Below are 21,842 nucleotides of genomic sequence, written 5' to 3'. Positions count from 1 at the left end.
CCCTCGCGCGTAAGCGGAGGGACCCATGATACCTTGTTTAGAAGGACAGGCGAAGTGTCCCGGTGATCGAGCGACCCGCGGCGACCGTCGCCATGTGGGTTGCATAGACCCGCTCGTAATAGCGCTCATCGGTCAGGTTCTGGACGTTGAGCTGGAACGAGGCCTTGTCGGACAGGGCGTAGGTGGCAACACCGTCGAGACGCCAATATCCATCGACGCTCTTGGTGTTGGCGGTATTGCCGAACCGCTCGGAGACATATTGTGTGCCGCCGCCGACGGTCAGGCGATCGGTAGGGACAACCGTCGTCCACAGGCTGAAGCTATGCTCTGGCGTATTGGGCAGGACGTTGCCCACATAGTCCGTGTTTACTGGTCCGGCGTCCACAATTTCAGAGTTGAGATAGCTGTAGCCGCTGAAAATGCTCCAGATCGGCGTGATCTGACCGGCGACGCTCAGCTCAAGGCCCTGAACCCGGGTTTCGCCAATAGCCTCCTGTGGTGCACCACGGCCGGCTTCGACCGAGACGTGATCGTCAACGATTTCTGTGCGGAACAATGCAGCATTAAGTGAGAGCCGGTCACCGTAAAGCTCCCATTTCGTTCCGATCTCATAGTTCCGACCTTTTTCCGGCTCGAGGTCTTCGTTGGACAGGGACAGGTTCTCACTCCCATCGCCCGCAGTCACACCTGACGGGTTGGCGGAAGTGCCGTAGGAGGCATAGATGCTGCCGTTCTCACGCGGTTTGTAGACCACACCTGCCTGATAGGTGACGAACTGATCGTCATTGGACAGATTGGTGGAGGTCTCGGTTGAGAAGTCGTCGAAACGGACACCGATATTGACCAGCCACTGGTCCGATAGCGTCATGGTATCAAACACATAGGCGCCGATCGTGTCCACTTCAGTGGTTGTCGGATCATTCAGCGTGATCAGGCCGGTCCATGGGTCGGTCGGGTCCGGATTGTAAAGGTCCGTACAATTATAGCCGCTGGAGGGGCCTGCACCGAACGCATCGCAGCCGCCACGAGGGATTGTGACGCCGCCCGGCGCGCTCAGATCAACCGAATAGGTTGCCCGGTCAGTTTCCTCCGAGGAAAATTCGAAACCCGTTGCGACGCTGTGGCCAATCGTGCCGGTCACGAACCGTGCGGTCAGATCCGTTTGGTTGACCAGCGTTTCCGTGCTGGCATTGGTGGATTTCGTATTCCGGAACACAAGACCATTGGCGACATTGCCTTGGCTGTCATCAGGGTTCGTTGCAATATAGTCAGTGGTCGATTTCGAAAGCCGGGTGATATTCCGCAGGGTGACCTGGTCATTCAGGTCATGCGATACTTCAAAAATACCTGAGTCCAGCTTGGTATTGTTAAAGTCGCGATTGATCAGGCCATAGAAATTGTCCGCATCAATCCCTTCCACGGGCTGACCGGTCACAAGGTCAAGCGGATGCCCATAGTCGGTGAGCGCTTCACCCTCATAATGTTCAAAGCTGGCCGTGACTTTTGTGGCCTTGGTCAGGCCCCAGGTGACGGTGGGCGCAAACCCCCAGCGATTGTCGAAAACAGCATCCCGGCCCGGGACATCTGACTCCTGCCACATCATGTTGATCCGCAGAGCCAGATCGTCGGTGAGCGCCTGATTGACGTCGATCTCGGCGCGTTTCTGGTCGGCATTGCCGCCGCGCAGGGAGACATTCAGAAAATCCTCCGCCTTCGCGCGTTTGGTGACGAGATTGATGCTGCCACCCGGCGCACCGCGGCCGGCAAACGCCCCGTTGGGACCCTTGGCCACCTCGATCTGCTCCAGGTTGAAGACGTCTCGCGACTGGGCGCTCGAATCACGCAGGCCATCGACCAACAGGCCCGACGTGCTCTCGCTGCCCCTGATAAAGGGGCGGTCGGCGAAGGGTTGCCCGCCTTCGCCCATGGCCATGGTGATGCCTGGCACGGTGCGCAGCGCATCCGACAGCGACGCGGCCGCCATGTCGCGCATGACGTCTTCTGAAATCACCGAAACAGAGCGAGGCGTGTCGAGCAGGGGAGCGGTGTATTTGGGGGATTTGGAATCAGGTTTGTAGTCGCCGGCCTGTCCCTCGACCGTGATGACGTCGCCATCATCATAGTCGGATACGAGCGGTTGGGCGATCGCACTGGCCCCGCTGCCGGCCACGAAAAGCGCCATGGCTGTGCCGTGAAAGATTTTCTTGGCGCCCGTGCTGCCTGGTCTGGTGATTGCGTCTGTCATTCTGCCCTCGTTGATATTGCGAATTATTCGCAATCTCATGAACGCGAGGACAGGCGGGGTCAAGCCCGGAATCTGAAAATTCTTCTGAAGCGCGGACTGTTGGATGTCATATAAATAAGGGCAGCGATGCGCCGGCTCACAATATATCATCTGTGTGCGGATGCTCATGCCTCTCGCCGTATAGACTTGGCGACGGGCAGGCATGAGAGTGAGCTGTTGCTCGGGAAGGGCTCGATAGACCGTGAGGTCCGGCATACTTAGTAAGGCACAGCTCAGCCTCCGCAATATCCCTGACGAAGGGCCGGCAAACCATCAATTTGCCGGATCATGCAAAGTTATTGGGTGAGGCCCAACACGGTAGCTCGTGACCTCAAGCAACCAAGCGGCATGACCGAATAAGATGGCGGAGGAGGAGGGATTCGAACCCCCGGGACCGTGAAGCCCAACGGTTTTCAAGACCGCCGCAATCGACCACTCTGCCACTCCTCCGCAGGAGCGCCGGACTATAATCATGTTGGCGTCGGGTGCAATCCCGCACGGGCAGAAGTTTTCTATTTGATATCGTTATATCGGCTGAGGGCTTCCTCGCGCTGCTTGGCGTGATCGACGATCGGCTCCGGATAGGTGTCACCCAGCGTGATGCCGGCTTTTTCCAGCACCTCATCGGGTGCCTTTTCCGGGGCGTGAATGTACTTCTTGGGCAGGTCTTTCAGCTCGGGCACATATTTGCGGATATAATCGCCCTCGGGGTCGAACTTTTCCGCCTGAGAGGTCGGGTTGAAAATGCGGAAGAAGGGCTGGGCATCGGCCCCGCATCCGGCAACCCACTGCCATTGCGCCGTGTTGTTGGCCGGGTCAGCGTCCACCAGCGTGTCCCAGAACCAGGCCATGCCCTCGCGCCAGTCAATGCCCAGATCCTTGATCAGGAAGCTGCCGACGATCATCCGCACACGGTTGTGCATCCACCCTTCCGTCCAGAGCTGCCGCATCCCGGCATCAACGATGGGGTAGCCCGTCTTACCCTGCTGCCACGCTTCAAGGGCGTTTTTGTCCTTGTGCCATTCGAAATTGGCAAATTTTTCCTGCAGGGGTTCGTCGAACATTTTGGGGTTGTTGTAGATGAGTTCATAGGAAAACTCGCGCCACGCAATTTCCGACAGATAGGTGTCGCCCTGTTTGTGCGGCACCGTGCCTTTGTCGATGGCTTCCTTCACGGCGTGCCAGACCGTCACGGGGCTGATCTCCCCAAAATGCAGGTGGGGTGAAAGGCGGGACGTACCGTCACGGTCCGGCCTATTGCGCAGATCGGCGTAGTCCGCCGCCGCACCTTTCAGCCAGTTGCGCAGGCGCGCGCGCGCCGCCTTTTCCCCCGGTGTCCAGACGGGCCCGAACCCCTTGGCCCAGTCGGGCTTGGTCGGCAGGAGGTCCCAGTCGGACAGGCGGTCCGTAGACGGTGTTTTTGACGGCGCCTTCAGCGCGTCAACCCGGGGCAGGGCGTCGCGCACATCGCCCATCGCCTGCATGGATTTCCAGAACGGGGTGAAGACACGGTACGGGTCGCCGGATTTGGTCTTGATCTCCCACGGCTCATAAAGAAGGCGACCGTTACAGGTTGTGACCTCAATATCGTCATCCTTCAGGCCCGCCTTGATGTCGCTGTCCACCTCCGTCTGCCAAGGCATGTAACGGCGGTTCCAGAACACGGCCTCCGCCCCCGTCTCCTCCACCAGCGCAGGAATGATGGCACGCGGATCGGCCCGGCGCAGGACCAGCTTGCCGTCGCGGGTTTTCAGGTCATCCTTGAACGCGGTGAGGGAGTGGTGCAGCCACCAGCGCTGGGCCGCGCCCATTTTCTGATCCCCCGGCGTGTCATCGTCGAGGATATAGACGCAGATGACGGGCCGCCCGCTCTCCGCGGCGGCGCGCATGGCCGGGTTGTCGTCAAACCGTAGGTCTTCGCGGAGCCACAACAGGGCGGGCTTGTTCGTCATGGGGACGATCTAGTCGGCGTCGCGCCGGGGGCCAGATGCGGCAAAACGCGCGGGGGTGGTCAGGGGCGCAGCATCACGGGATAAAGGCTGGCGCGCGAGGCGGGGAGGCAGCATGGCGGATGAGGAGAAGACGGGGCCGGGGTTTTGGCTGCGGCGGCGAGCATCGCAGCTTTGGCATAGCCTTGCCTCTCTTTGGCGATGGCTGAATGAAGAGCGCCGCAAGCAGGACCCGTTGGAATACTTTTTCCTCTGCGTGTTCGTTGTGATGATGTTCGTTGTCGCCGCTGGTCTCGGTTTTATCGTGGCGGATAAATGGCATCCAACATTCATTCCGCAGACGCTGACCTGCACGACCTATGACCTGCGGCGGACGCCAGAGGCCTGCTACGGGTGGGATGATTTCCGCTCGCTCATGTTCGGCCTCGCCGGCGCGGTCGGTGCCGTCTTCGGCCTCTACCAGCTGAAAAATTCTGCGACCCGCACCCGGCTGGCGCGGATCGACACCGGCACCAATCGCGAGGCGGAACGGAACGAGCGTTTCGTCAAAGCGGTTGAGCTGCTGAAAGACTCTGACGATTCCGTCCGTATGGGCGGTATCTATGCCCTCGAACGCCTCGCACTCGAGGATGGTGGGGCCTATTACAAAACGGTGGTAGAGGTTCTTTCCGCCTACATCCGTCATCGGACGAATGCGCAGGATGAAGAGGGGGCGTATACCTACTTGCCGAGGAAGAGGTGGATTGCATCTGCTAAAAACGAGTTAAATTCGAAAAACCCTAGAACTGCATTCGGTCCCACCGAACCCGTTAGAGCGGCTATGAAGGCCTTGAGTCGACTGACAACACAGCGGCCTAAAAGTGTGACCGATGCGTTAGTTCATTTGCGCGGTGCTTGGCTTGATGGATTCGATGGTTTTGGCGGCTTCGACATTAGCGGGTGGGTTTTTGAGAGGTGTATGTTACGCGGAGCGAACCTAGGGGGAGTAAATCTAGCGAAGGCATCGCTTTGGGAAGCAAATTTGGAAGGCACCTTCATGTATGAAGTTAATTTAGAGGGCGCAATTTTAAGCCGGGCGATATTGGGCCGAGCCACCTATTTGTCGTGGTCCCAAATTAACCGTGGCGTATGGCCGACGGGAATACCGCCGGTGTCATTGCCTGACGGGATGATTGCTGACGATTTCGACAAATCCTGGTGCACAGACCCAGACGATCCGATGAAACTGCTCCCACGCGAAAAATGGGGCACGCCGCCTGAGCGGAAGCCGAATGACGAGTCGCAAAATTAGCTTGTCGCCCCGGGCGTAGTCCCGGGGCCCATCACTGAACGTTTGGGATGTCGCGCTATGTATGCTTGACCCCGGCAGCTGACGCGCCGGGGTGACGGCTTAACAACGCACACTGAAAAAGTGACGGAAGACTGCCTACATCACCCCCGTCGACAGCATGTCGTGGACATGGATCAGGCCGACGGGCTTTTCGTCCTCGACCACGAACAGGGCGGTGATCTTGGTCTTGGCGAGGATGCCCAGCGCTTCGGCGGCGAGGGTGTCGGGGCTGACACTGCGCGGGTTTTTCGTCATCACCTTGTCTACGAACTGATCGAGGACGCCATTGTCGAACCGGCGGCGGATATCCCCATCCGTGACGATGCCGATCAGCCGTCCTTCGCCGTCGGTCACACCGACACAGCCAAAGCCGCCCTTGTTGATCGCCTCCGCCGCGCGGCGCATCCCGGTGCCAAGGGGGACGAGGGGAACGACGCGCCCCTCCGGCGTGATGTGCCGCACCTTCTGCAGGGACGCGCCCAGCTTGCCGCCGGGGTGATAGGCGTGGAAATCCTCCCGCGAGAAGCCCTTGTCCCGCAACAGCGCCACGGCCAGTGCATCCCCCAGCGCGAGGGTCATGGTGGTTGAGGTGGTGGGGGCCCGGGTCTCTCCGCACGCTTCATCGGCCTGGGGCAGAGGCATGAGAATGTCCGCCGCGCGGCCCAGCGATGAATCAGGCCGAGAGGTCACGGCGATCAGCGGAATGTCATAGCGCCCGCAATAGGCGATGATGTCCCGCAGCTCCGGCGTCTCACCAGAATTGGACATGGCGATGACGATGTCCTGATCCCCGACCATGCCCAGGTCGCCATGGCTCGCCTCGGCCGGGTGGACGAACATGGCGGGCGTGCCCGTGGAGGCGAGGGTAGCGGCCAGCTTTCTCGCAATATGGCCAGACTTGCCCATGCCGCTGACGATGACGCGGCCGTGGGCCTCCTTGATGGTCTCGAAAGCGGCGAAAAAGCCCCGCGCCAGATCGCTCGACGGATCATCAAGCGCGGCGCGCATCAGGGCCAGGCCATCGCCTTCGATCCGGATCACATCGGCGGCCACACTCAGCGGATTATCGTCCATCTATCTATCCAATGGTTCAGTTAGAAGGGCTTGTGCCCGGCGCGAAGGCCCCGCATCTAGGAGCAAATCGCCAAATCGTCTAGGAGAGGGCATGCCTCAGACCAAAGCCAATCCCGAAGTCGTCATCAGCGCCGCCGCCGGCGATGTGAAAATCGGCAATCATTTGCCATTCATGCTCTTTGCCGGGCCATGCCAGATGGAGAGCCGCGCCCACGCGCTCGAAATGGCCAGTGCCATCAAGGAAATCACCGACGATCTGGGCATCGGCTTTGTCTACAAGACAAGCTTTGACAAGGCGAATCGGACAAGCCTTGGCGGTAAACGCGGCATGGGCCTGAAAGAAGCCATGCCGGTCTTCGCAGAGGTCAAAGAGACCCTGGGCGTCCCCTGCCTGACCGACATTCATGAGCGGGAGCAGTGCGCCCCCGTCGGCGAAGTCGTCGATGTGCTGCAGATCCCCGCCTTTCTGTGCCGCCAGACGGACCTTCTGATCGCCGCCGCCGAAACCGGCCGGGTCATCAAGATCAAGAAGGGGCAGTTCCTGGCCCCTTGGGACATGAAAAATGTCGTCGCCAAGGTGACCGAGTCCGGCAACTCGAATGTGCTGGTGACCGAGCGCGGCGTCAGCTTTGGCTATAACACGCTGGTGACGGACTTCCGCAGCATCCCGACCATGGCGCGCGACATCGGTGCGCCAGTCATCATCGACGCCACCCATTCGGTGCAGCAACCGGGCGGGCAGGGCAGTTCCTCCGGTGGTCAACGCGAGATGGTGCCCACCATGGCCCGCGCGGCTATAGCCGTAGGTGTCGCCGGGGTCTTTGCTGAAACCCATCAGGACCCGGACAATGCGCCATCGGACGGACCGAATATGGTGCCGCTGCACTGGTTGCGCAATTTCCTCGAAGAGCTTGTGGAGCTCGATCGCGTGGCGAAGTCGCGCAAGAACCTGCACTGGTTCGCAGAATAGTCCATGCGTCTGTGGCTTCGTGCTGCAATGATCGGGGTGTGCGCACTCGTCGTTTTCGACCTGACGCGCGGGCCCCGTCTGCCCGTGCCGCCAACCTCACGGCAGCTCGTGGATCTTCTGCCGCTGGTCCTGCCTAAAAATCCGTCTGAGGAGCAACGCGCCTGTCTGGCGCTGGCGATCTATCATGAGGCCCGCAGCGACGGCTGGGCCGGGATGGAAGCGGTGGCCCATGCCGTCCGCAATCGGATGGACGCGCTGCTCTATCCACAATCCGCGTGCGGTGTCGTCAAACAAGGGGGCGAGACGCCGCCCTGTCAGTTCAGCTGGTGGTGCGACGGCAAGCCCGACACGCCGCGAAATCGGCACCTCCATCAGATGGCAGACCATATCGCCGCAGCCGTTCTGATGGATCAGTACACGGACACAACTTATGGCGCGACTAGCTTTCATGCGACCTATGTGCGACCCTACTGGACTGAGCACATGAAGAAGACGGTCGAAATCGGTCGACACGTCTTCTATCGCTAGGTCGATCTAAAGCGACTGGAAAAACGTCCAGATCGTGTAGGCGCTGACCAGACAGATCAGAATGCCAACGCCCGCCATCATGCCGCGACGGGGCGCTTTGCGTGCCAGGAAGGCGGCCAGGGGCGCGGCCACAAGACCGCCCACCAGAAGGCCTGCTGCGGCCACACCGAAATTGGCGCCCAGGGCCAGGAAGAAAGCGCCCGAGGTGGTCACGGTGACCACAAACTCCGCAAGGTTGACCGTACCAATCATTTTGGCCGGCGCACCGCCGCGTGCGATGAGGTTCGTCGTGACAATCGGCCCCCAGCCGCCGCCACCGGTCGCGTCGCAGAAGCCGCCGACCAGACCCAAGAGGCCGACCTTGTTGATCTGCGCAGGTGGTGCGGGCGGCAGGATCGCTTTGCGCAGCACAACCAGTCCCATGACGAAGAGATAGGCGGCAATAGCGGGACGCGCGAGGTGCAGGTCGACCGTGCTGATCCCCCAGGCGCCAATGGCGCCACCGAGGGCGCCGAAAAAGGCGAGGCGGCGGAAGAGGCGCCAGTCAATGTTGCGCGCAATCGCGTGGGAGGTACCCGAGGCGGCGGTCGTGAAAATTTCGGCCAGGTGCACGTTGGCACTGGCAACGGCAGGAGGCAGACCGACCGCCACCAGAGCGGTGGTCGAGGTCACGCCGTAGGCCATGCCCAGGGCGCCATCGACGAGCTGCGCAAAAAAGCCAATCAGAACGAAAACAAAAAACAGGGAGTCCATTGGACAAAGCCTTGAAGTCCGGACCGGCGCCGGGAAACTTCCAGCCGCGTGTCTTACAGGTGCCGCAATTGTCAACCAAGTGACATTTTCTGGAGCGTTCAGTAGCGTTTATCGGGGAGTCAATGTGGAACGAAAGGCGCGCATTGTGCGTTTGCGAAAGATCGACACGATGAAGGACGGCACTGTGACGGCACCAGCCAAAGTATTGATTGTAGAGGACGAACCGATCATCGGCGCTGATCTTTGTCAGATGGTGGCCGAGCTTGGTCACGAAGCGGTGGGCCCGTTCGCCAGCGCCGAAGAGGCCATCGACGTCATCGCGATCAGCTGCCCCAGTATCGCCCTTCTCGACGTCAATCTGACGGACGGCACGACGTCTGAAGCCGTGGCCGATGCATTGGCTGAGCGCGGTATTCCATTTGCCTTCATGACCGGCAGTGTCGATCCTGTCGTCTCGCGCCAGGCATCGCCCTATCAATGTGCGGTGGTCATGAAGCCTGTGGGCGGTGATGTCGTGGAGATCCTTGTGGAGGAGCTCATCGCCCGTCGTCGCCAACTGCGAACACTGGTCGCCTGACCGGCGCCATCCGGTCCGGAGGTGGAGAAACGCCTCTTTCCCAAAGGGTTCAATCGCTTTAATCGAGCGGAATGGCCCGTAAATCCAAATCCACGACACCGCCCCCTGAGCGTCCCGAACAGATTTTCAATGAACCGATCAGCGAGGCTCTCTCGCGTCGGTATCTGGCCTATGCGCTGTCGACCATCACGGCGCGTGCGCTGCCGGATGTCCGCGACGGTCTGAAGCCTGTTCACCGTCGCATTCTATATGCGATGCGGAACATGAAACTGAGCCCGACCGGCAGCTACAAGAAGTCAGCCAAGGTCGTTGGCGAGGTCATGGGTAACTTTCACCCGCACGGTGACCAGGCCATCTATGATGCCATGGTCCGGCTGGTGCAGGATTTCTCCGTCCGTATTCCGCTCGTCGACGGGCAGGGAAATTTTGGCAATATTGACGGCGATAACGCGGCCGCCATGCGGTACACGGAAAGCCGCCTGACGACCGCCGCGGAAATGCTGCTGAACGGTATCGATGAGGATACGGTTGATTTCCGCGCCACCTATGATGGTGAGGATCGTGAGCCTGTCGTTCTGCCCGCCGCGTTCCCCAACCTCCTCGCCAACGGGTCGAGCGGCATTGCCGTCGGCATGGCCACCAACATTCCGCCGCATAATCCGGCAGAGCTAATTGATGCCGCGATCCACCTGATCAAGACACCAAACGCCCGGACCGAAACGCTGCTCAACTACGTCTCAGGCCCTGACCTGCCGACGGGCGGCGTCTGTGTGGAGCCACAGGCCAGCATACTTGAGGCTTACGCCACCGGGCGGGGCGGTTTCCGCGTCCGCGCGCGCTGGTCACAGGAAGATCTGGGGCGCGGCCGCTATCAGATCGTCATCACGGAAATTCCGTATCAGGTGCAAAAATCGCGACTGATCGAACGGATCGCTGAACTGATCCAGGCGCGCAAATTGCCGGCCATCACGGATATCCGTGACGAATCGGCAGAAGACATCCGCCTGATCCTCGAGCCGCGAGCGGGCAATCTTGATCCCCATGTGGTCATGGAATCTGTTTTCAAGGTCACTGATCTTGAGACCCGAATTCCGCTGAACATGAACGTTCTGGATGCGACCGGCGCACCCCGGGTCATGTCCCTGCGCGACTGCCTTCAGGCGTTTCTTGACCATCGCAAGGAAGTGCTGGTTCGGGGGACGAATTTCCGGCTTGAGAAGATCGCTCGCCGTCTGGAAATTCTGGATGGCTACATTATTGCCTATCTCAACCTCGATGAGGTGATCCGGATCATTCGGTATGAGGATCATCCGAAGGCGGAGCTGATCAAGGCATTCAAACTGACCGACAATCAGGCCGAGGCGATACTCAACATGCGACTGCGCTCTTTGCGCAAGCTGGAAGAGATGGAGCTGCGCCGGGAACATTCCGAGCTATTGGAAGAGCAGGCTGCGCTTCAGAAGCTGCTCGGCTCTGACGAGCTGCAATGGTCAAAACTGACCGAACAGCTTCGGGAGACGAAAAAGGCCTTCGATCCCAAATCCGATCTCGGCCGCCGACGCACGTCCATGGAAGACGCGCCGGAGGGTGTGGAAGTCGATCTTGAAGACCTGATTGAAAAAGAACCCGTCACGATTGTCATTTCGCAGAAGGGCTGGGTTCGTGCCCTGAAAGGGCATGTCGAGGATCTGTCAGCGGTCAAATACAAGGAAGGCGACAAGGAACGGTTCGCCATCCGTGGGCAGACGACTGACAAGCTGATGCTCTTTGCGACGAACGGGAAGTTCTACACGCTCGATGTCAAGGATCTGCCAGGCGGACGAGGCCACGGGGAGCCCGTGCGCCTGATGATCGATCTTGGTAATGAGCACGATCTCGCCCGCGCCTTTATCTACAAAGGTGAGCGGATGCTGATTGTGGCGTCCAGCGCCGGTCACGGGCTGTTCGTCAAGGAAGAAGACGCGCTGGCCACCACCAAGAAGGGCAAGCAGGTCCTGAACCCGGCGGCGGGGGCAGAGGCACAGGTCTGCCGCATTATCGATGGGGAGCCGGGCGCAGGTGACATGATCGCGGCCGTCGGTACGAACCGCAAGCTGCTGATCTTTCCTGCCGACGAAATGCCCACCATGACGCGGGGCAAGGGCGTCGCGCTGCAAAAATTCTCGTCGGGTTCTCTCGCTGACGCCAAATTGCTGAAGGCGTCTGATGGCCTTACATGGGTGGACCGTGCTGGCCGCGTGCAAAGCGAGCCAGCGTGGAAAGACTGGGCCGGCAAACGGGCGCAGGCTGGCAAGACGGTGCCGAAGGGGTTTCCAAGGTCGGGCGATTTCGGACCGGACAGCGACTGATCGGTCGACACTGGCCTTTGGCGGCATGCGCCATAGATAATGACGGAACGCGGGAGAAATCGTGATGTGGTCGAGAATTGCTGCCTTTACCCTGATTGCCGGTCTGGCCGCCTGCGCCGCGCGTATGCCCACGATCGGCAGCAATGAGCCGCCCCCAGAAACTCCGCCGCCCATCACTGAGCCGACAAAGGATTGGGAAGATTGGGGACCTGAGGAAAACCAGGCCCGGCGTGAGGCCGCGATTGAAGGCCGGCGCCTGACCACCACTCAGATTGACAGTGCCTTCCGGGGACGGGTCATGCGCGGTTGCTATCCTAACGGAGAGCAGTTTGCCGAATTTCTGGACACGGATGGCCGGTTCTATAACGCTGCCGACAATAATGCGTTTCTCGGCCAATGGGGTGTCAGTGAGGATCGCCTGTGCTTCAAGTACCCGGCGACGGCCGATCGCGCAGAAATCAATTCCTGCGTCGCGGTCTTCCAGACAGCACGCGGCTTTGACTTTTATGATGCTGACCTCACCGACAAGGTGGCAAGTACCAACTGCTCCAACTAAGCGGCCAAAAGGCAAATCATCATGATTGAACTTCTCGCTGCGACCATGCTGGCAGGGCAGGACACCGAAAAGGACTTTGTCCGACCGGACACGGTCAATGCGGTGGGATTGGGCGTCATCGTCAACGCGGAACCCTATCGCGATCTCGATGAGGATGTCTCGGTCAATGCCATCCCGGTCATCGTTTTCACGCATGATCGGTTCTCGCTGATCGGCAAGGCTGCCTTCTTCAATGTGCTCAAGACGGACCAACTGTCGGTGTCTCTGCTCGCGGACTATCGGTTCGAAGGCTATGAAGCCGATGAAAGCCCCGTCTTGGCCGGGATGGACGATCGTGATGGCACGCTCGAAGCGGGCGTGAGCGTTGGCTACGAAATCGGTGCGGCGCGCCTTTCCGCCCAAACCCGTTTTGATGTGCTGGGCACCCATGAGGGCTACGACGCGAAACTGACGGCGTCCTATAAATTCGTGCCGAACCGCGGCGCTGAAATCCGTCCCTATGCGAGTGTGATTTACCGCTCAGCTGATCTGGCGAATTACTATTACGGTGTCCGCTCTGATGAGGCGGCCACTCTGAGTGACTATGCGGGCTCCGGCGAGGACTTCCTTCGGGCCGCCTATGCCCCCGGGGAAACGATCAGTCCGGCTATCGGGGTGCAGTTCAGGCAGGCGGTCAGCCCGCGCTGGGCCTTGGCCGGTCTGGTGCAGCACCAGTTCCTCGCTGACGAGATCAAGGACAGCCCGCTCGTCGATGCCGATGGCCGCACGACCTTCGGCATCTCGCTGGTTCGGCTGTTCTACTAACGGGCAGGGGGCGGGCAGCAGGGATTGCGATTTGGGGGCCTTTGGGCCAATTGAGGCGTCCTGACGCAATCTCTCGGATCCCAAGGCCCCATGTCTCGCATTCTCATCACTTCTGCGCTTCCCTACATCAATGGCATCAAGCATCTGGGCAATCTCGTCGGTTCCATGCTGCCAGCCGATGTCTATGCGCGGTTCCAGCGGGCCAAGGGGCACGACGTTGCCTATATCTGCGCAACAGATGAGCATGGCACCCCAGCTGAATTGGCGGCGAAGAAAGCTGGCGTCCCGGTCGCCGACTATTGCGCTGAACAGCATGACATTCAGGCCGAGGCCGGGCGCGGATTTGGCCTGTCCTTCGACCATTTCGGGCGCAGTTCGTCTCCTACCAATCATGATCTGACGCAGCATTTTGCCAACCAGTTGATCAGAAATGGCTTCGTGGATGAAAGAATGGATCGCCAGGTCTATTCGATCGCGGATGAGCGGTTCCTGCCTGACAGATATGTCGAAGGCACATGCCCAAACTGCAAGTTCGAGAAGGCGCGCGGTGACCAGTGCGACAATTGCGGGAAGCTGCTGGACCCTGTCGACCTGATCGATCCGTACTCGGCCATTTCAGGGTCTCGGGATATTGAGGTGCGGGAAACCAAGCACCTCTATCTGTTGCAGTCAAAGCTGGCGGATGAGGTGCGCGCCTGGGTCGACAGTCACGCCGACTGGCCGCAGCTGACAAAATCGATCGCCTATAAATGGCTGGACGAGGGCCTGCGTGACCGTTCCATCACCCGTGACCTGCAATGGGGTGTGCCCGTCGGGCGCGAAGGGTTCGATGGCAAGGTGTTCTACGTCTGGTTTGACGCGCCCATCGAATATATCGCCGCCACGAAAGAATGGGATCCAGAGGGTTGGCAGCGCTGGTGGAAGACGGACGAAGGCGCCGATGACACCCGGTATATCCAGTTCATGGGCAAGGACAATGTCGCCTTTCATACCGTCAGTTTCCCCTGCACGCTGATCGGATCGCGCGAGCCCTGGAAGAAAGTCGATACGCTGAAGACCCTGAACTGGCTGAACTGGTATGGCGGCAAGTTCTCGACGTCAGAGGGACGCGGCATCTTCATGGACACGGCGCTTGAAATCTCGTCGCCGGACAATTGGCGCTGGTATCTGATGTCGAATGCGCCGGAAAGCGATGATACGTCCTTTACGCTGGAGAGCTTTGCCGGGGCGGTGAACAAGGATCTTGCCGATGTGCTTGGCAATCTGGTGAACCGGGTCACCCGCTTTGCCGGTTCTCGGTTTGACGGCATGGTGCCGGATGGTGGTGAGTGGGGCGAGGCCGAGGAAACGCTGGCGGCCGAGCTTGATCGACGGATCAAGGCCTATACGGACTATCTGGAAGCGATCGAGTTCCGTAAGGCGTTTGCCGAATTGCGCGGTATCTGGGTGGCCGGGAATGAATATTTGCAGACAGCCGCGCCCTGGGCCGCGTTCAAGACTGATCCTGCCAAGGCCGCCGTCGGTGTCCGTACAGCGCTCAACCTGGTGAAAATCATTGCCGCCCTGTCGGCCCCGGTGATCCCGTTCACATCGGCGAAGCTGCAAGCCATTTTCGGTGACCCCGTGGAGACGCCCGCCTGGCCAACCGGCGCAGCGAAGGACCTTCTTGACACTCTGCCGCGCGGTACCGCGTTCAATCAGCCGGAGGTGCTGGTGTCGAAAATCGAGCCTGAGCAGATCGAGGAATGGGCGGAACGATTTGGCGCCCCGCGCGACTGATTGAAGCCACAGTGATAAATGAAAAAGGCGGCCCGAAAGAGCCGCCTTTTTGTTTGATCACTGATATTCGTGGTCAGAGAACTTTCTTCACCAGCGACGTCAGTGCATGAACGATCAGCACACCGATGAAAAGAATGACCAGATACCCCAGGATGTCCTGTATCCGCATTGCCATGACGCTGGCCCATGCGCCGATGAAGCTGCTGCTGATGCCGTCGAGATTATAGGTTTCCTGCGGCAGAAGCTGGTGCACGAGAAAGGCCAGCAGGCCCAGAAACACGAGTCCCTGCGACGCCTTGCCGAATGCTTCGCCCCACCGTTTCATCAGCACGCCTTGGCCGATGATGACCACGGCCATCAGGACGAGTGTCGTGCGGCTGCTGTCATACCAGACCGCATCCACGGCCTCGCGAATATCCGTGAAGATCACTTCGAACATAACCTGCCCCTCTGGTCTGTTGCATTCGGGGTAAGGCTAACAAGAGGTTAATGCTTTGCCTAGGGCAAATTCGCGCGCCGCGGGTCCTCAGGATCGGTTTGTGCTTTCGAAAATCTTGTCGGCGGACGAGGCAACAAAGCCCTGATATACGCCGCCTGCAGGCATGGTGTATCGCTTGGCGAATTCGTAATAGCAGGACGGGATGGTCTGGCTGCCATCGGTGAAGGGCACTTCGATATGCGTCGCCATTGTTGAGCACTGCTCAAGGAAGACGTCCGGTGATCCCTTGATGAGACCGCCGGACTGATTCATCCGGAAGCCATGCTCCATCAGGAAAACGGCGAGGTCCTCGATATTGTCGAAGCTGTTCAGGTCGTTGACGTAAACGGTGAAATGGTTGGCGCAGAAGCCAAAAGCGGACATCCAGCCGGCATATTCGGACTCTGCGTGAAGACGCTCATAGGTGGCGCTGTCGACGTTCCACAGACGGCCGGAGGTCAGCAGTTCCGGATTCTCCAAATCTTTATCCGTTACCTGATCGATCAGGCCGCGCACCGTCGACTGCAGCTCTGACGACAGCTCCTGAAGCAGAAGCTCCGAGATGAAGACCTTCGGATATTTCGGGTCTTCATGCGCGTAATAGCGGGCAAAGAGCTTTTTTTCTTCAAACCTGTACGTGTCCGCCGGTTTGTAGCCGAGCTCGAGGAACGGCTTGGCAAGAACTTCAATGCCGACCCGGTCGTCAGCGAAAGTGCGGAAGGCAACATGGTCGTTCTGCACCGTTTCGCCGCGCTCCTCGAACAGCGCGTGGATCCGCGCCGCCTCTGGATTCAGCGTGGTGTACTGGCGCCAGAGGCGGTCAAACAGGTTGTCGAGTTCAGTCATTTTCTTTGTTTCCTGCCTGACGGCACACAAGATTTTGCCCCTTATTCAGATTGGGGCTTTTGAGGTTGGAGGGCCACCGGATTTTCAATGAACAATGTCCGCGTCGGATAGGCGAATTCAGCATCCAGTTCTTCGAATAGGGCATGAATCTCGAGATAGATCTCCTGCTGCACGTCCATGTAGTCGCCATATTCCTTGGACAGAACGTAGTAGACCGTCTCGAACGTGATCGCGCTGTCGGCGTAGCTGGCGAGATGGCTTCGATCGAAGCGGCACATTTCTTTCGCTTCGATGATCTGCCGGATCCGGCCCGGAATGACTTCCAAGGTGGAGCGGGGCGCCTGATAGGTCACACCAACCGAAAAGACGATGCGGCGCTCTTCCATCCGCTTGTAGTTCCGAATGTCACTATCAAGCAGGTTGGAGTTTGTGACCGACAACTGCTCGCCGCTTAACGTTCTGAGGCGAGTGGTCTTCATGCCAATCTTTTCGATCGTGCCCAGATTGCCGTTGAATGCGATGAAATCGCCTTTCACAAACGGCTTGTCGAGGACAATAGCAAGGCTGGAGAACAGATCCTGAAAGACGGACTGGGCGGCAAGGCCAATGGCGATACCACCGACACCGAGACCTGCGATCAGGCCCGCAGCATTCCCGCCAAGATTCTCAATGATCAGGATCAGCGCAATGGCGAAGATGGCAATATTGAGGAAGAGGGTCAGCAAGGATTTGGCGGAGGCCAGCGTGCTGGCGTCGGCGGAGTTCCGCTCGACAATGCCATTCAGGAAGGCATCGGCGATCACCCGCACCCAGAGAGCCCCCTGCAGCACAAAGGCGACCATCATCGATTTCTGCAGGATCTCGGCATGCAGTTCGGTCAGCTCGATAGCGAACGGCGCCGTGACGGAGAACGACAGGAGCAACAGGAAGAGGCTGGTCGTCGCAGAGAGCAGACGGCTGATCAGGTTGCGGACCGCGCGTTCGTCTTTCTTGGACGTGTGAAACATGCCCGACAGCATGGCGCGCAGGAAACGCAGCCCGATAAAAACGGCGATGCCGGCGACGCACCAGATGGTCCAGTCGGCACCATCGGTCATCAGCCAGTCGATCCAGTTTCTCAATTGTTCCATTTTTGTCTCGGCTAGTCCTCTAAAATCAATGTCGTCCCAGAACGCTGCCTGTGCCGATTCGCGTGATATCATAGGATAGCCCCTCTGCCCGCACGCAGCACCCGTCCATTGACGTGTTTATTGCGCATAAACCATAGATGGGCACAACGCGCCAACGCCCAACGTGTTCCTTGCGGATGAAAGTAGGTCATGAATAATCTCGTTTTCTCTGACGCGATTTCGCGCATTGCCCCATCGCCAACCGTCGCCATGACGCAGAAAGCGCGTGAGCTCAGAGCCGCGGGCCGAGACGTGATCGCATTGTCAGTGGGTGAACCTGATTTCGATACGCCGCCGCACGTGGCTGAGGCGGCGATCGCGGCGATCAGGGCAGGGGACACGCGGTACACTGCGATTGACGGCACCCCGGCGCTGAAGGCGGCGATTGCCGCCAAATTCCAGCGGGACAACGGTCTGACTTATAATGATAACGAAGTTGCTGCCACGCCAGGCGGCAAGTTCCTGATCTTCGCCGCGTTCATGGCGACGCTCAACGCGGGCGACGAGGTCATCATTCCGGCACCTTACTGGGTGTCCTATCCTGCGATCCCGCAATTGATGGGGGCCGAGGCGATCATTGCTCCGACGACCGCTGATGATGGGTTTATTCTCAAACCCGATGCGCTTGAGGCGGCGATCACGCCCAGAACAAAATGGCTGGTTCTGAACTCGCCGGGCAATCCCACCGGTGCTGTCTATTCCCATGACGATCTGGCCGCGCTGGCCGCGGTCCTGCGTCGGCATCCTCATGTCTGGATCCTGAGCGATGATATTTATGAGCACATCGTTTTCGATACGCCTTTCGCCACGATCGCGGCGGTAGCACCCGATCTGAAAGACCGGACACTGATCGTGCATGGGGCATCAAAAGCTTACGCCATGACCGGCTGGCGCCTTGGCTTCGGCGCGGGGCCCGCGCCCCTCATCACCGCGATGCGCAAGCTGGCGAGCCAGTCGACCACCAACCCGTGCTCGGTTTCGCAAGCTGCCTGTCGCGCGGCGCTGCAAGGCGATCATCTGTTTCTCGACGACTGGCGCAGCTCCTATCGCCGCCGTCGCGACCTTGTCGTGAACAGCCTCAACGCCATCCCGGGTTTTGAGTGCCAGACGCCCCAGGGCGCGTTCTATGTCTACCCCTCATGCGCCGGTCTGATCGGCAGACGTCACGAAGGGCAGGTTCTGCAGACCGATCTCGATGTGGCGGAAGCCATTCTCTCAGCACAGGCCGTCGCCACCGTGCCCGGCACAGCCTTTGGCATGAGCCCGTTCCTGCGGCTGTCCTATGCCACCGATGATGCGAGCCTGACCGAAGCGTTGAGCCGAATTGGCCAATTTGTGGAAGGGCTGACCGACTGATCGGTTTCTTCGATAGCTGCCATGAACACGTTATGTTTGTGGAATAGGCGCGGGGTGCTTATCTCTGGTGTGAAAAGGAGGACCAATCATGGCCGACACTGAAACAGTAGTGAGTGCGTTGAACCGGGTCCTGGGCGACACTTACGTCCTTTACGCAAAGACCCATTCCTACCACTGGAATGTGACAGGGGCGAATTTCAGCTCGCTGCACACCTTGTTTGAAACCCAGTACACTGAAATGTGGCAGAGCCTTGATGATATTGCGGAGCGTATTCGTGCGCTGGGCGCCTACGCGCCGACATCGACTCGGTTGATGGCAGAAGCGTCTGCGATTGAGGAGACTGACAACGATGTGCCGAGCGCCAATACGATGCTCCGTAATCTCGTCGCCGATCACAAGATCTGGGTCCAGGGCGCAGAGGACGCCCTAGAAATTGCCAGCGATGCGGCAGACGCCGGGACCGAAGATCTCCTGACCCCGCTCATCTCTGCCCACGAAAAAATGATGTGGATGCTGAACAGCTCCATTGGTGATTGATAAAAAGCCGCCCGGATGGTCCGGGCGGCTTTTTCCATTAGGCAGAGGACGCTTATCGCTTCGTCATGCCACCATCGACAAAATATTCAGAGCCCGTCACATAGGACGCATCCTCTGACAGAAGGAAGGCCGCGACGGCAGCAACTTCCTCGGCCTTGCCAAAGCGTCCCAGTGGCACTTGCTTCCTGATTTCTTCGGCAAATTCCTCACGCTGATCTTCATCCATTCCAGTCTTGTTGATGAAGTTGGTCTCGATCGGTCCAGGCGCGACGGCATTCACACGAATGTTCCGGCTGGCGTATTCGTTGGACCAGGCACGAGCGATAGCGGTGAGGGCGGCCTTGGTTGCGGCGTAAACCGATCCGTGTCCCAGATACGCTGCGACTGATGACGTCACGAGCACCGAACCACCATCGGCGATCAGCGGCTGAAGCTTTGCCATCTGCAGGATAGGGCCCCGCACATTGGTATCGTTCATCGCGTCAAAGAATTCAGCGTCCACATCTTCGGTCGGTTTGAAGGTGCCGTAGCCTGCATTCAGATAGACGCCATCAAGGACACCCATCTTTTCCTTGACCTTGTCGGCCAGAACGATGGCGGCTTCGGGATCGCTGGCGTCATTTCTGAGGACGAGGCTGCCGGCCGGCAGGACGGAGCCCGCCTCATTAAGATGGTCCTGACTGTGACCCGTAACGGCCACTTCGCCACCCTCCGCGACAATGCGCTTGGCGGTGGCGAGGCCAATGCCGCTCGAGCCGCCTGTGATAAGAATACGTTTGCCTGCAAATCGCTGCATGGCGGTCTCCTTTGTTTGCTAGGCAAAGGAAACGGATCAGAACGGCTGGCTGTTCCGCGACAAACGGCCGCCGGGTCAGTCGCCGTTCTATAGGACGGTCGTTACGTCGTTAACCGGCGCGTTTGACCTCAATGCCCTGCTCCTGAACCTTTCGGTACAGGGTGGAACGACCGATACCGAGCCGGCGCGCGACCTCTGACATCTGACCATCATACTTGTCGATCGCCATTTCGATCAGATCACGCTCGATTTCATAGAGCGTGCGAAGGTGACCTTCGCGGTCCAGTACGGCCACGCGGTCTTCATCAGCGTTCGGGCGGGCATACTGACTGATGTCATTGGGCAGCGAGAAGGGCGCGCCGCCAATTCCCTCATGGCCACTGTCATCGTCGCTGTCGTGATCGTCAGCGGCGGCAACCGGGGGACCCGAATGAACACCGGCCTGCTCGAATGCCTCCGCAAGGAAGGGGAAGTCATCCGCGCTGAGCCAGCCGCCCTCGCACAGCACCACCGCCCTGAAGACCGCGTTTTCCAGCTGACGCACATTGCCCGGCCATTCCTGCACCTGCAGGACGTCCATGACTTCATGGCGTACGCCCTGAACGTCGCGGTTCTCTTCGGCGTTATATTTGTTGATGAAGTGCTGGATGAGGTCGGGAATGTCCTCGCGGCGCTCACGCAATGGCGGCACTTCGATGGGGAAGACGTTCAGCCGATAGAAGAGGTCCTCGCGGAATGTCCCGCGAGCAACTTCTTCTTCCAGATTGCGGTTTGTCGCGGAGACCACACGGACATCGATCTTGACTGTTTTCTTGGAGCCGACCGGATCAACTTCCCCCTCCTGCAGGACGCGCAGCAGTTTGACTTGCGCTTCAAGAGGCAGTTCGCCGACTTCGTCGAGGAAGATCGTGCCACCATCGGCTTCTTGGAACTTGCCCATATGCTTGCCGGTGGCGCCGGTGAAGGCACCTTTTTCGTGACCGAACAGGATGGATTCCACCAGGTTTTCGGGGAGGGCGCCGCAGTTCACCGTGATGAAAGGGCGTCCGACGCGGTCGGAGGAGCCCTGTATCGCGCGCGCGATCATTTCCTTGCCAACACCGCTTTCGCCCGTGATCAGGATGGGAATGTTCGACGCGGCTGCCCGCTCGCCGGTCTTCATGACACGGCCGAGGCTCGCGCTGGTGCCTACCAGATCCTTGAAACCCATCGCCCCGTCCGATTTGCGCTTGAGGCGGTCCATCTCACCGCGCAGATTCTTGACGTTCAGCGCATTGTGGATCGAGACGACGACCCGCTCCGGGCTGGCGGGTTTCACGAAGAAGTCGTTTGCACCGGCCTGCATGGCCTTCACGACAGTGTCGACACTGCCTTGGGCGGTCAGGACAATGACGGGAAGGTCGAGGTTGAAGCGGCGCAGGGCTTCGAGAGTCTCCATGCCGGACAGGCCAGGCATGCCAAGGTCGAGCATCATCACGTCGACGCTCTGGCCCTTGGTGGATCTGATCAGGTCGATGGCGCTCTGGCCGTCCGCGCATTGTTCAACATAGTATCCGGCCCGTTCACAAACGGCTCGCATGAGGCGGCGTTGAGTAGGATCGTCATCTACAAGAAGAACGGTTTTAGCCATGGGAATACTGAATCCTAACTGGGACTGAACTTTACTGGACACACCTCGAACGGTTCGTGTCTTATCGCGGCCGCGTA

At 59.3% G+C, this 21,842-nt stretch carries 19 protein-coding genes and 1 tRNA gene; 10 read left to right on the top strand and 10 right to left on the bottom strand.

Features of this window, described 5'->3' with window-relative positions:
* Positions 1 to 37: 37 nt before the first annotated feature.
* From RUI03_RS09255 to RUI03_RS09245, 3 genes are all read right to left on the bottom strand, one after another.
* On the bottom strand, positions 38 to 2,245 hold the full coding sequence (locus RUI03_RS09255; RefSeq protein ID WP_317287173.1) for a TonB-dependent siderophore receptor: 2,208 nt from the start codon (positions 2,243 to 2,245) through the stop codon (positions 38 to 40).
* Positions 2,246 to 2,646: 401 nt separating this feature from the next.
* A tRNA-Ser gene (locus tag RUI03_RS09250) sits at positions 2,647 to 2,734 on the bottom strand.
* 62 nt (positions 2,735 to 2,796) lie between these two features.
* Entirely contained in the window at positions 2,797 to 4,236 is a 1,440-nt protein-coding gene (locus RUI03_RS09245; protein ID WP_317287172.1) for a deoxyribodipyrimidine photo-lyase, read from the bottom strand.
* Between the two features lie 112 nt (positions 4,237 to 4,348).
* Between RUI03_RS09245 and RUI03_RS09240 the strand changes: the two genes are divergently transcribed.
* Positions 4,349 to 5,524 (top strand): pentapeptide repeat-containing protein, encoded by a 1,176-nt coding sequence (locus RUI03_RS09240; RefSeq protein ID WP_317287171.1) that lies wholly within the window; start codon positions 4,349 to 4,351, stop codon positions 5,522 to 5,524.
* A 135-nt stretch (positions 5,525 to 5,659) separates the two neighbouring features.
* Here the strand turns inward: RUI03_RS09240 and RUI03_RS09235 are convergent, their stop codons facing one another.
* Positions 5,660 to 6,637 carry a KpsF/GutQ family sugar-phosphate isomerase gene (locus RUI03_RS09235; protein WP_317287170.1) on the bottom strand — a complete coding sequence of 326 codons (978 nt, stop codon included), beginning with the start codon at positions 6,635 to 6,637 and terminating at the stop codon, positions 5,660 to 5,662.
* Between the two features lie 91 nt (positions 6,638 to 6,728).
* On the opposite strand from RUI03_RS09235, the gene kdsA reads away from it, so the two are divergent.
* Together kdsA and RUI03_RS09225 are read left to right on the top strand one after the other, a co-directional pair.
* Positions 6,729 to 7,607 carry a 3-deoxy-8-phosphooctulonate synthase gene (gene kdsA / locus RUI03_RS09230; RefSeq protein ID WP_317287169.1) on the top strand — a complete coding sequence of 293 codons (879 nt, stop codon included), beginning with the start codon at positions 6,729 to 6,731 and terminating at the stop codon, positions 7,605 to 7,607.
* A 3-nt stretch (positions 7,608 to 7,610) separates the two neighbouring features.
* Positions 7,611 to 8,135: a cell wall hydrolase gene (locus RUI03_RS09225; RefSeq protein WP_317287168.1), complete on the top strand. Its 525-nt coding sequence runs from the start codon at positions 7,611 to 7,613 to the stop codon at positions 8,133 to 8,135.
* A gap of 6 nt (positions 8,136 to 8,141) precedes the next feature.
* Here RUI03_RS09225 and RUI03_RS09220 read toward each other — a convergent pair whose 3' ends face one another.
* Entirely contained in the window at positions 8,142 to 8,888 is a 747-nt protein-coding gene (locus RUI03_RS09220) for a sulfite exporter TauE/SafE family protein (RefSeq protein ID WP_317287167.1), read from the bottom strand.
* A 169-nt stretch (positions 8,889 to 9,057) separates the two neighbouring features.
* On the opposite strand from RUI03_RS09220, the gene RUI03_RS09215 reads away from it, so the two are divergent.
* From RUI03_RS09215 to metG, 5 genes are all read left to right on the top strand, one after another.
* The gene (locus RUI03_RS09215; protein WP_317287166.1) at positions 9,058 to 9,465 is read left to right on the top strand and encodes a hypothetical protein; all 408 of its coding nucleotides are present in this window, start codon (positions 9,058 to 9,060) and stop codon (positions 9,463 to 9,465) included.
* A gap of 71 nt (positions 9,466 to 9,536) precedes the next feature.
* The gene (parC, locus tag RUI03_RS09210) at positions 9,537 to 11,813 is read left to right on the top strand and encodes a DNA topoisomerase IV subunit A (RefSeq protein WP_317287165.1); all 2,277 of its coding nucleotides are present in this window, start codon (positions 9,537 to 9,539) and stop codon (positions 11,811 to 11,813) included.
* A gap of 64 nt (positions 11,814 to 11,877) precedes the next feature.
* A complete protein-coding gene (locus RUI03_RS09205; protein ID WP_317287164.1) occupies positions 11,878 to 12,369 on the top strand; it encodes a hypothetical protein in 492 nt (163 codons plus the stop codon).
* Positions 12,370 to 12,390: 21 nt separating this feature from the next.
* Positions 12,391 to 13,173: a MipA/OmpV family protein gene (locus tag RUI03_RS09200; RefSeq protein ID WP_317287163.1), complete on the top strand. Its 783-nt coding sequence runs from the start codon at positions 12,391 to 12,393 to the stop codon at positions 13,171 to 13,173.
* Positions 13,174 to 13,263: 90 nt separating this feature from the next.
* Positions 13,264 to 14,952 carry a methionine--tRNA ligase gene (gene metG, locus RUI03_RS09195; protein ID WP_317287162.1) on the top strand — a complete coding sequence of 563 codons (1,689 nt, stop codon included), beginning with the start codon at positions 13,264 to 13,266 and terminating at the stop codon, positions 14,950 to 14,952.
* A 73-nt stretch (positions 14,953 to 15,025) separates the two neighbouring features.
* On the opposite strand, the gene RUI03_RS09190 is transcribed toward metG, so the two are convergent.
* From RUI03_RS09190 to RUI03_RS09180, 3 genes are all read right to left on the bottom strand, one after another.
* Positions 15,026 to 15,391: a hypothetical protein gene (locus tag RUI03_RS09190; RefSeq protein ID WP_317287161.1), complete on the bottom strand. Its 366-nt coding sequence runs from the start codon at positions 15,389 to 15,391 to the stop codon at positions 15,026 to 15,028.
* 87 nt (positions 15,392 to 15,478) lie between these two features.
* Positions 15,479 to 16,276, bottom strand: coding sequence for a DUF1338 domain-containing protein (locus tag RUI03_RS09185; protein ID WP_317287160.1), 798 nt, complete (start codon positions 16,274 to 16,276; stop codon positions 15,479 to 15,481).
* A 41-nt stretch (positions 16,277 to 16,317) separates the two neighbouring features.
* A complete protein-coding gene (locus RUI03_RS09180; RefSeq protein WP_317287159.1) occupies positions 16,318 to 17,478 on the bottom strand; it encodes a mechanosensitive ion channel family protein in 1,161 nt (386 codons plus the stop codon).
* Positions 17,479 to 17,595: 117 nt separating this feature from the next.
* On the opposite strand from RUI03_RS09180, the gene RUI03_RS09175 reads away from it, so the two are divergent.
* On the top strand, positions 17,596 to 18,801 hold the full coding sequence (locus RUI03_RS09175) for a pyridoxal phosphate-dependent aminotransferase (protein ID WP_317287158.1): 1,206 nt from the start codon (positions 17,596 to 17,598) through the stop codon (positions 18,799 to 18,801).
* An 88-nt stretch (positions 18,802 to 18,889) separates the two neighbouring features.
* Positions 18,890 to 19,339: a DNA starvation/stationary phase protection protein gene (locus RUI03_RS09170; RefSeq protein ID WP_317287157.1), complete on the top strand. Its 450-nt coding sequence runs from the start codon at positions 18,890 to 18,892 to the stop codon at positions 19,337 to 19,339.
* A 52-nt stretch (positions 19,340 to 19,391) separates the two neighbouring features.
* Here RUI03_RS09170 and RUI03_RS09165 read toward each other — a convergent pair whose 3' ends face one another.
* Entirely contained in the window at positions 19,392 to 20,135 is a 744-nt protein-coding gene (locus RUI03_RS09165; protein ID WP_317287156.1) for an SDR family oxidoreductase, read from the bottom strand.
* Between the two features lie 109 nt (positions 20,136 to 20,244).
* A complete protein-coding gene (locus tag RUI03_RS09160; RefSeq protein ID WP_317287155.1) occupies positions 20,245 to 21,765 on the bottom strand; it encodes a sigma-54 dependent transcriptional regulator in 1,521 nt (506 codons plus the stop codon).
* Between the last annotated feature and the right edge of the window lie 77 nt (positions 21,766 to 21,842).

The sequence above is a fragment of the Parvularcula sp. LCG005 genome (assembly GCF_032930845.1).
In the GTDB taxonomy this organism is placed as follows: Bacteria; Pseudomonadota; Alphaproteobacteria; order Caulobacterales; family Parvularculaceae; genus Parvularcula.
The sequence above is the reverse complement of the archived record's forward strand: the minus strand, read 5'-3'. Positions and strand labels throughout refer to the sequence as shown.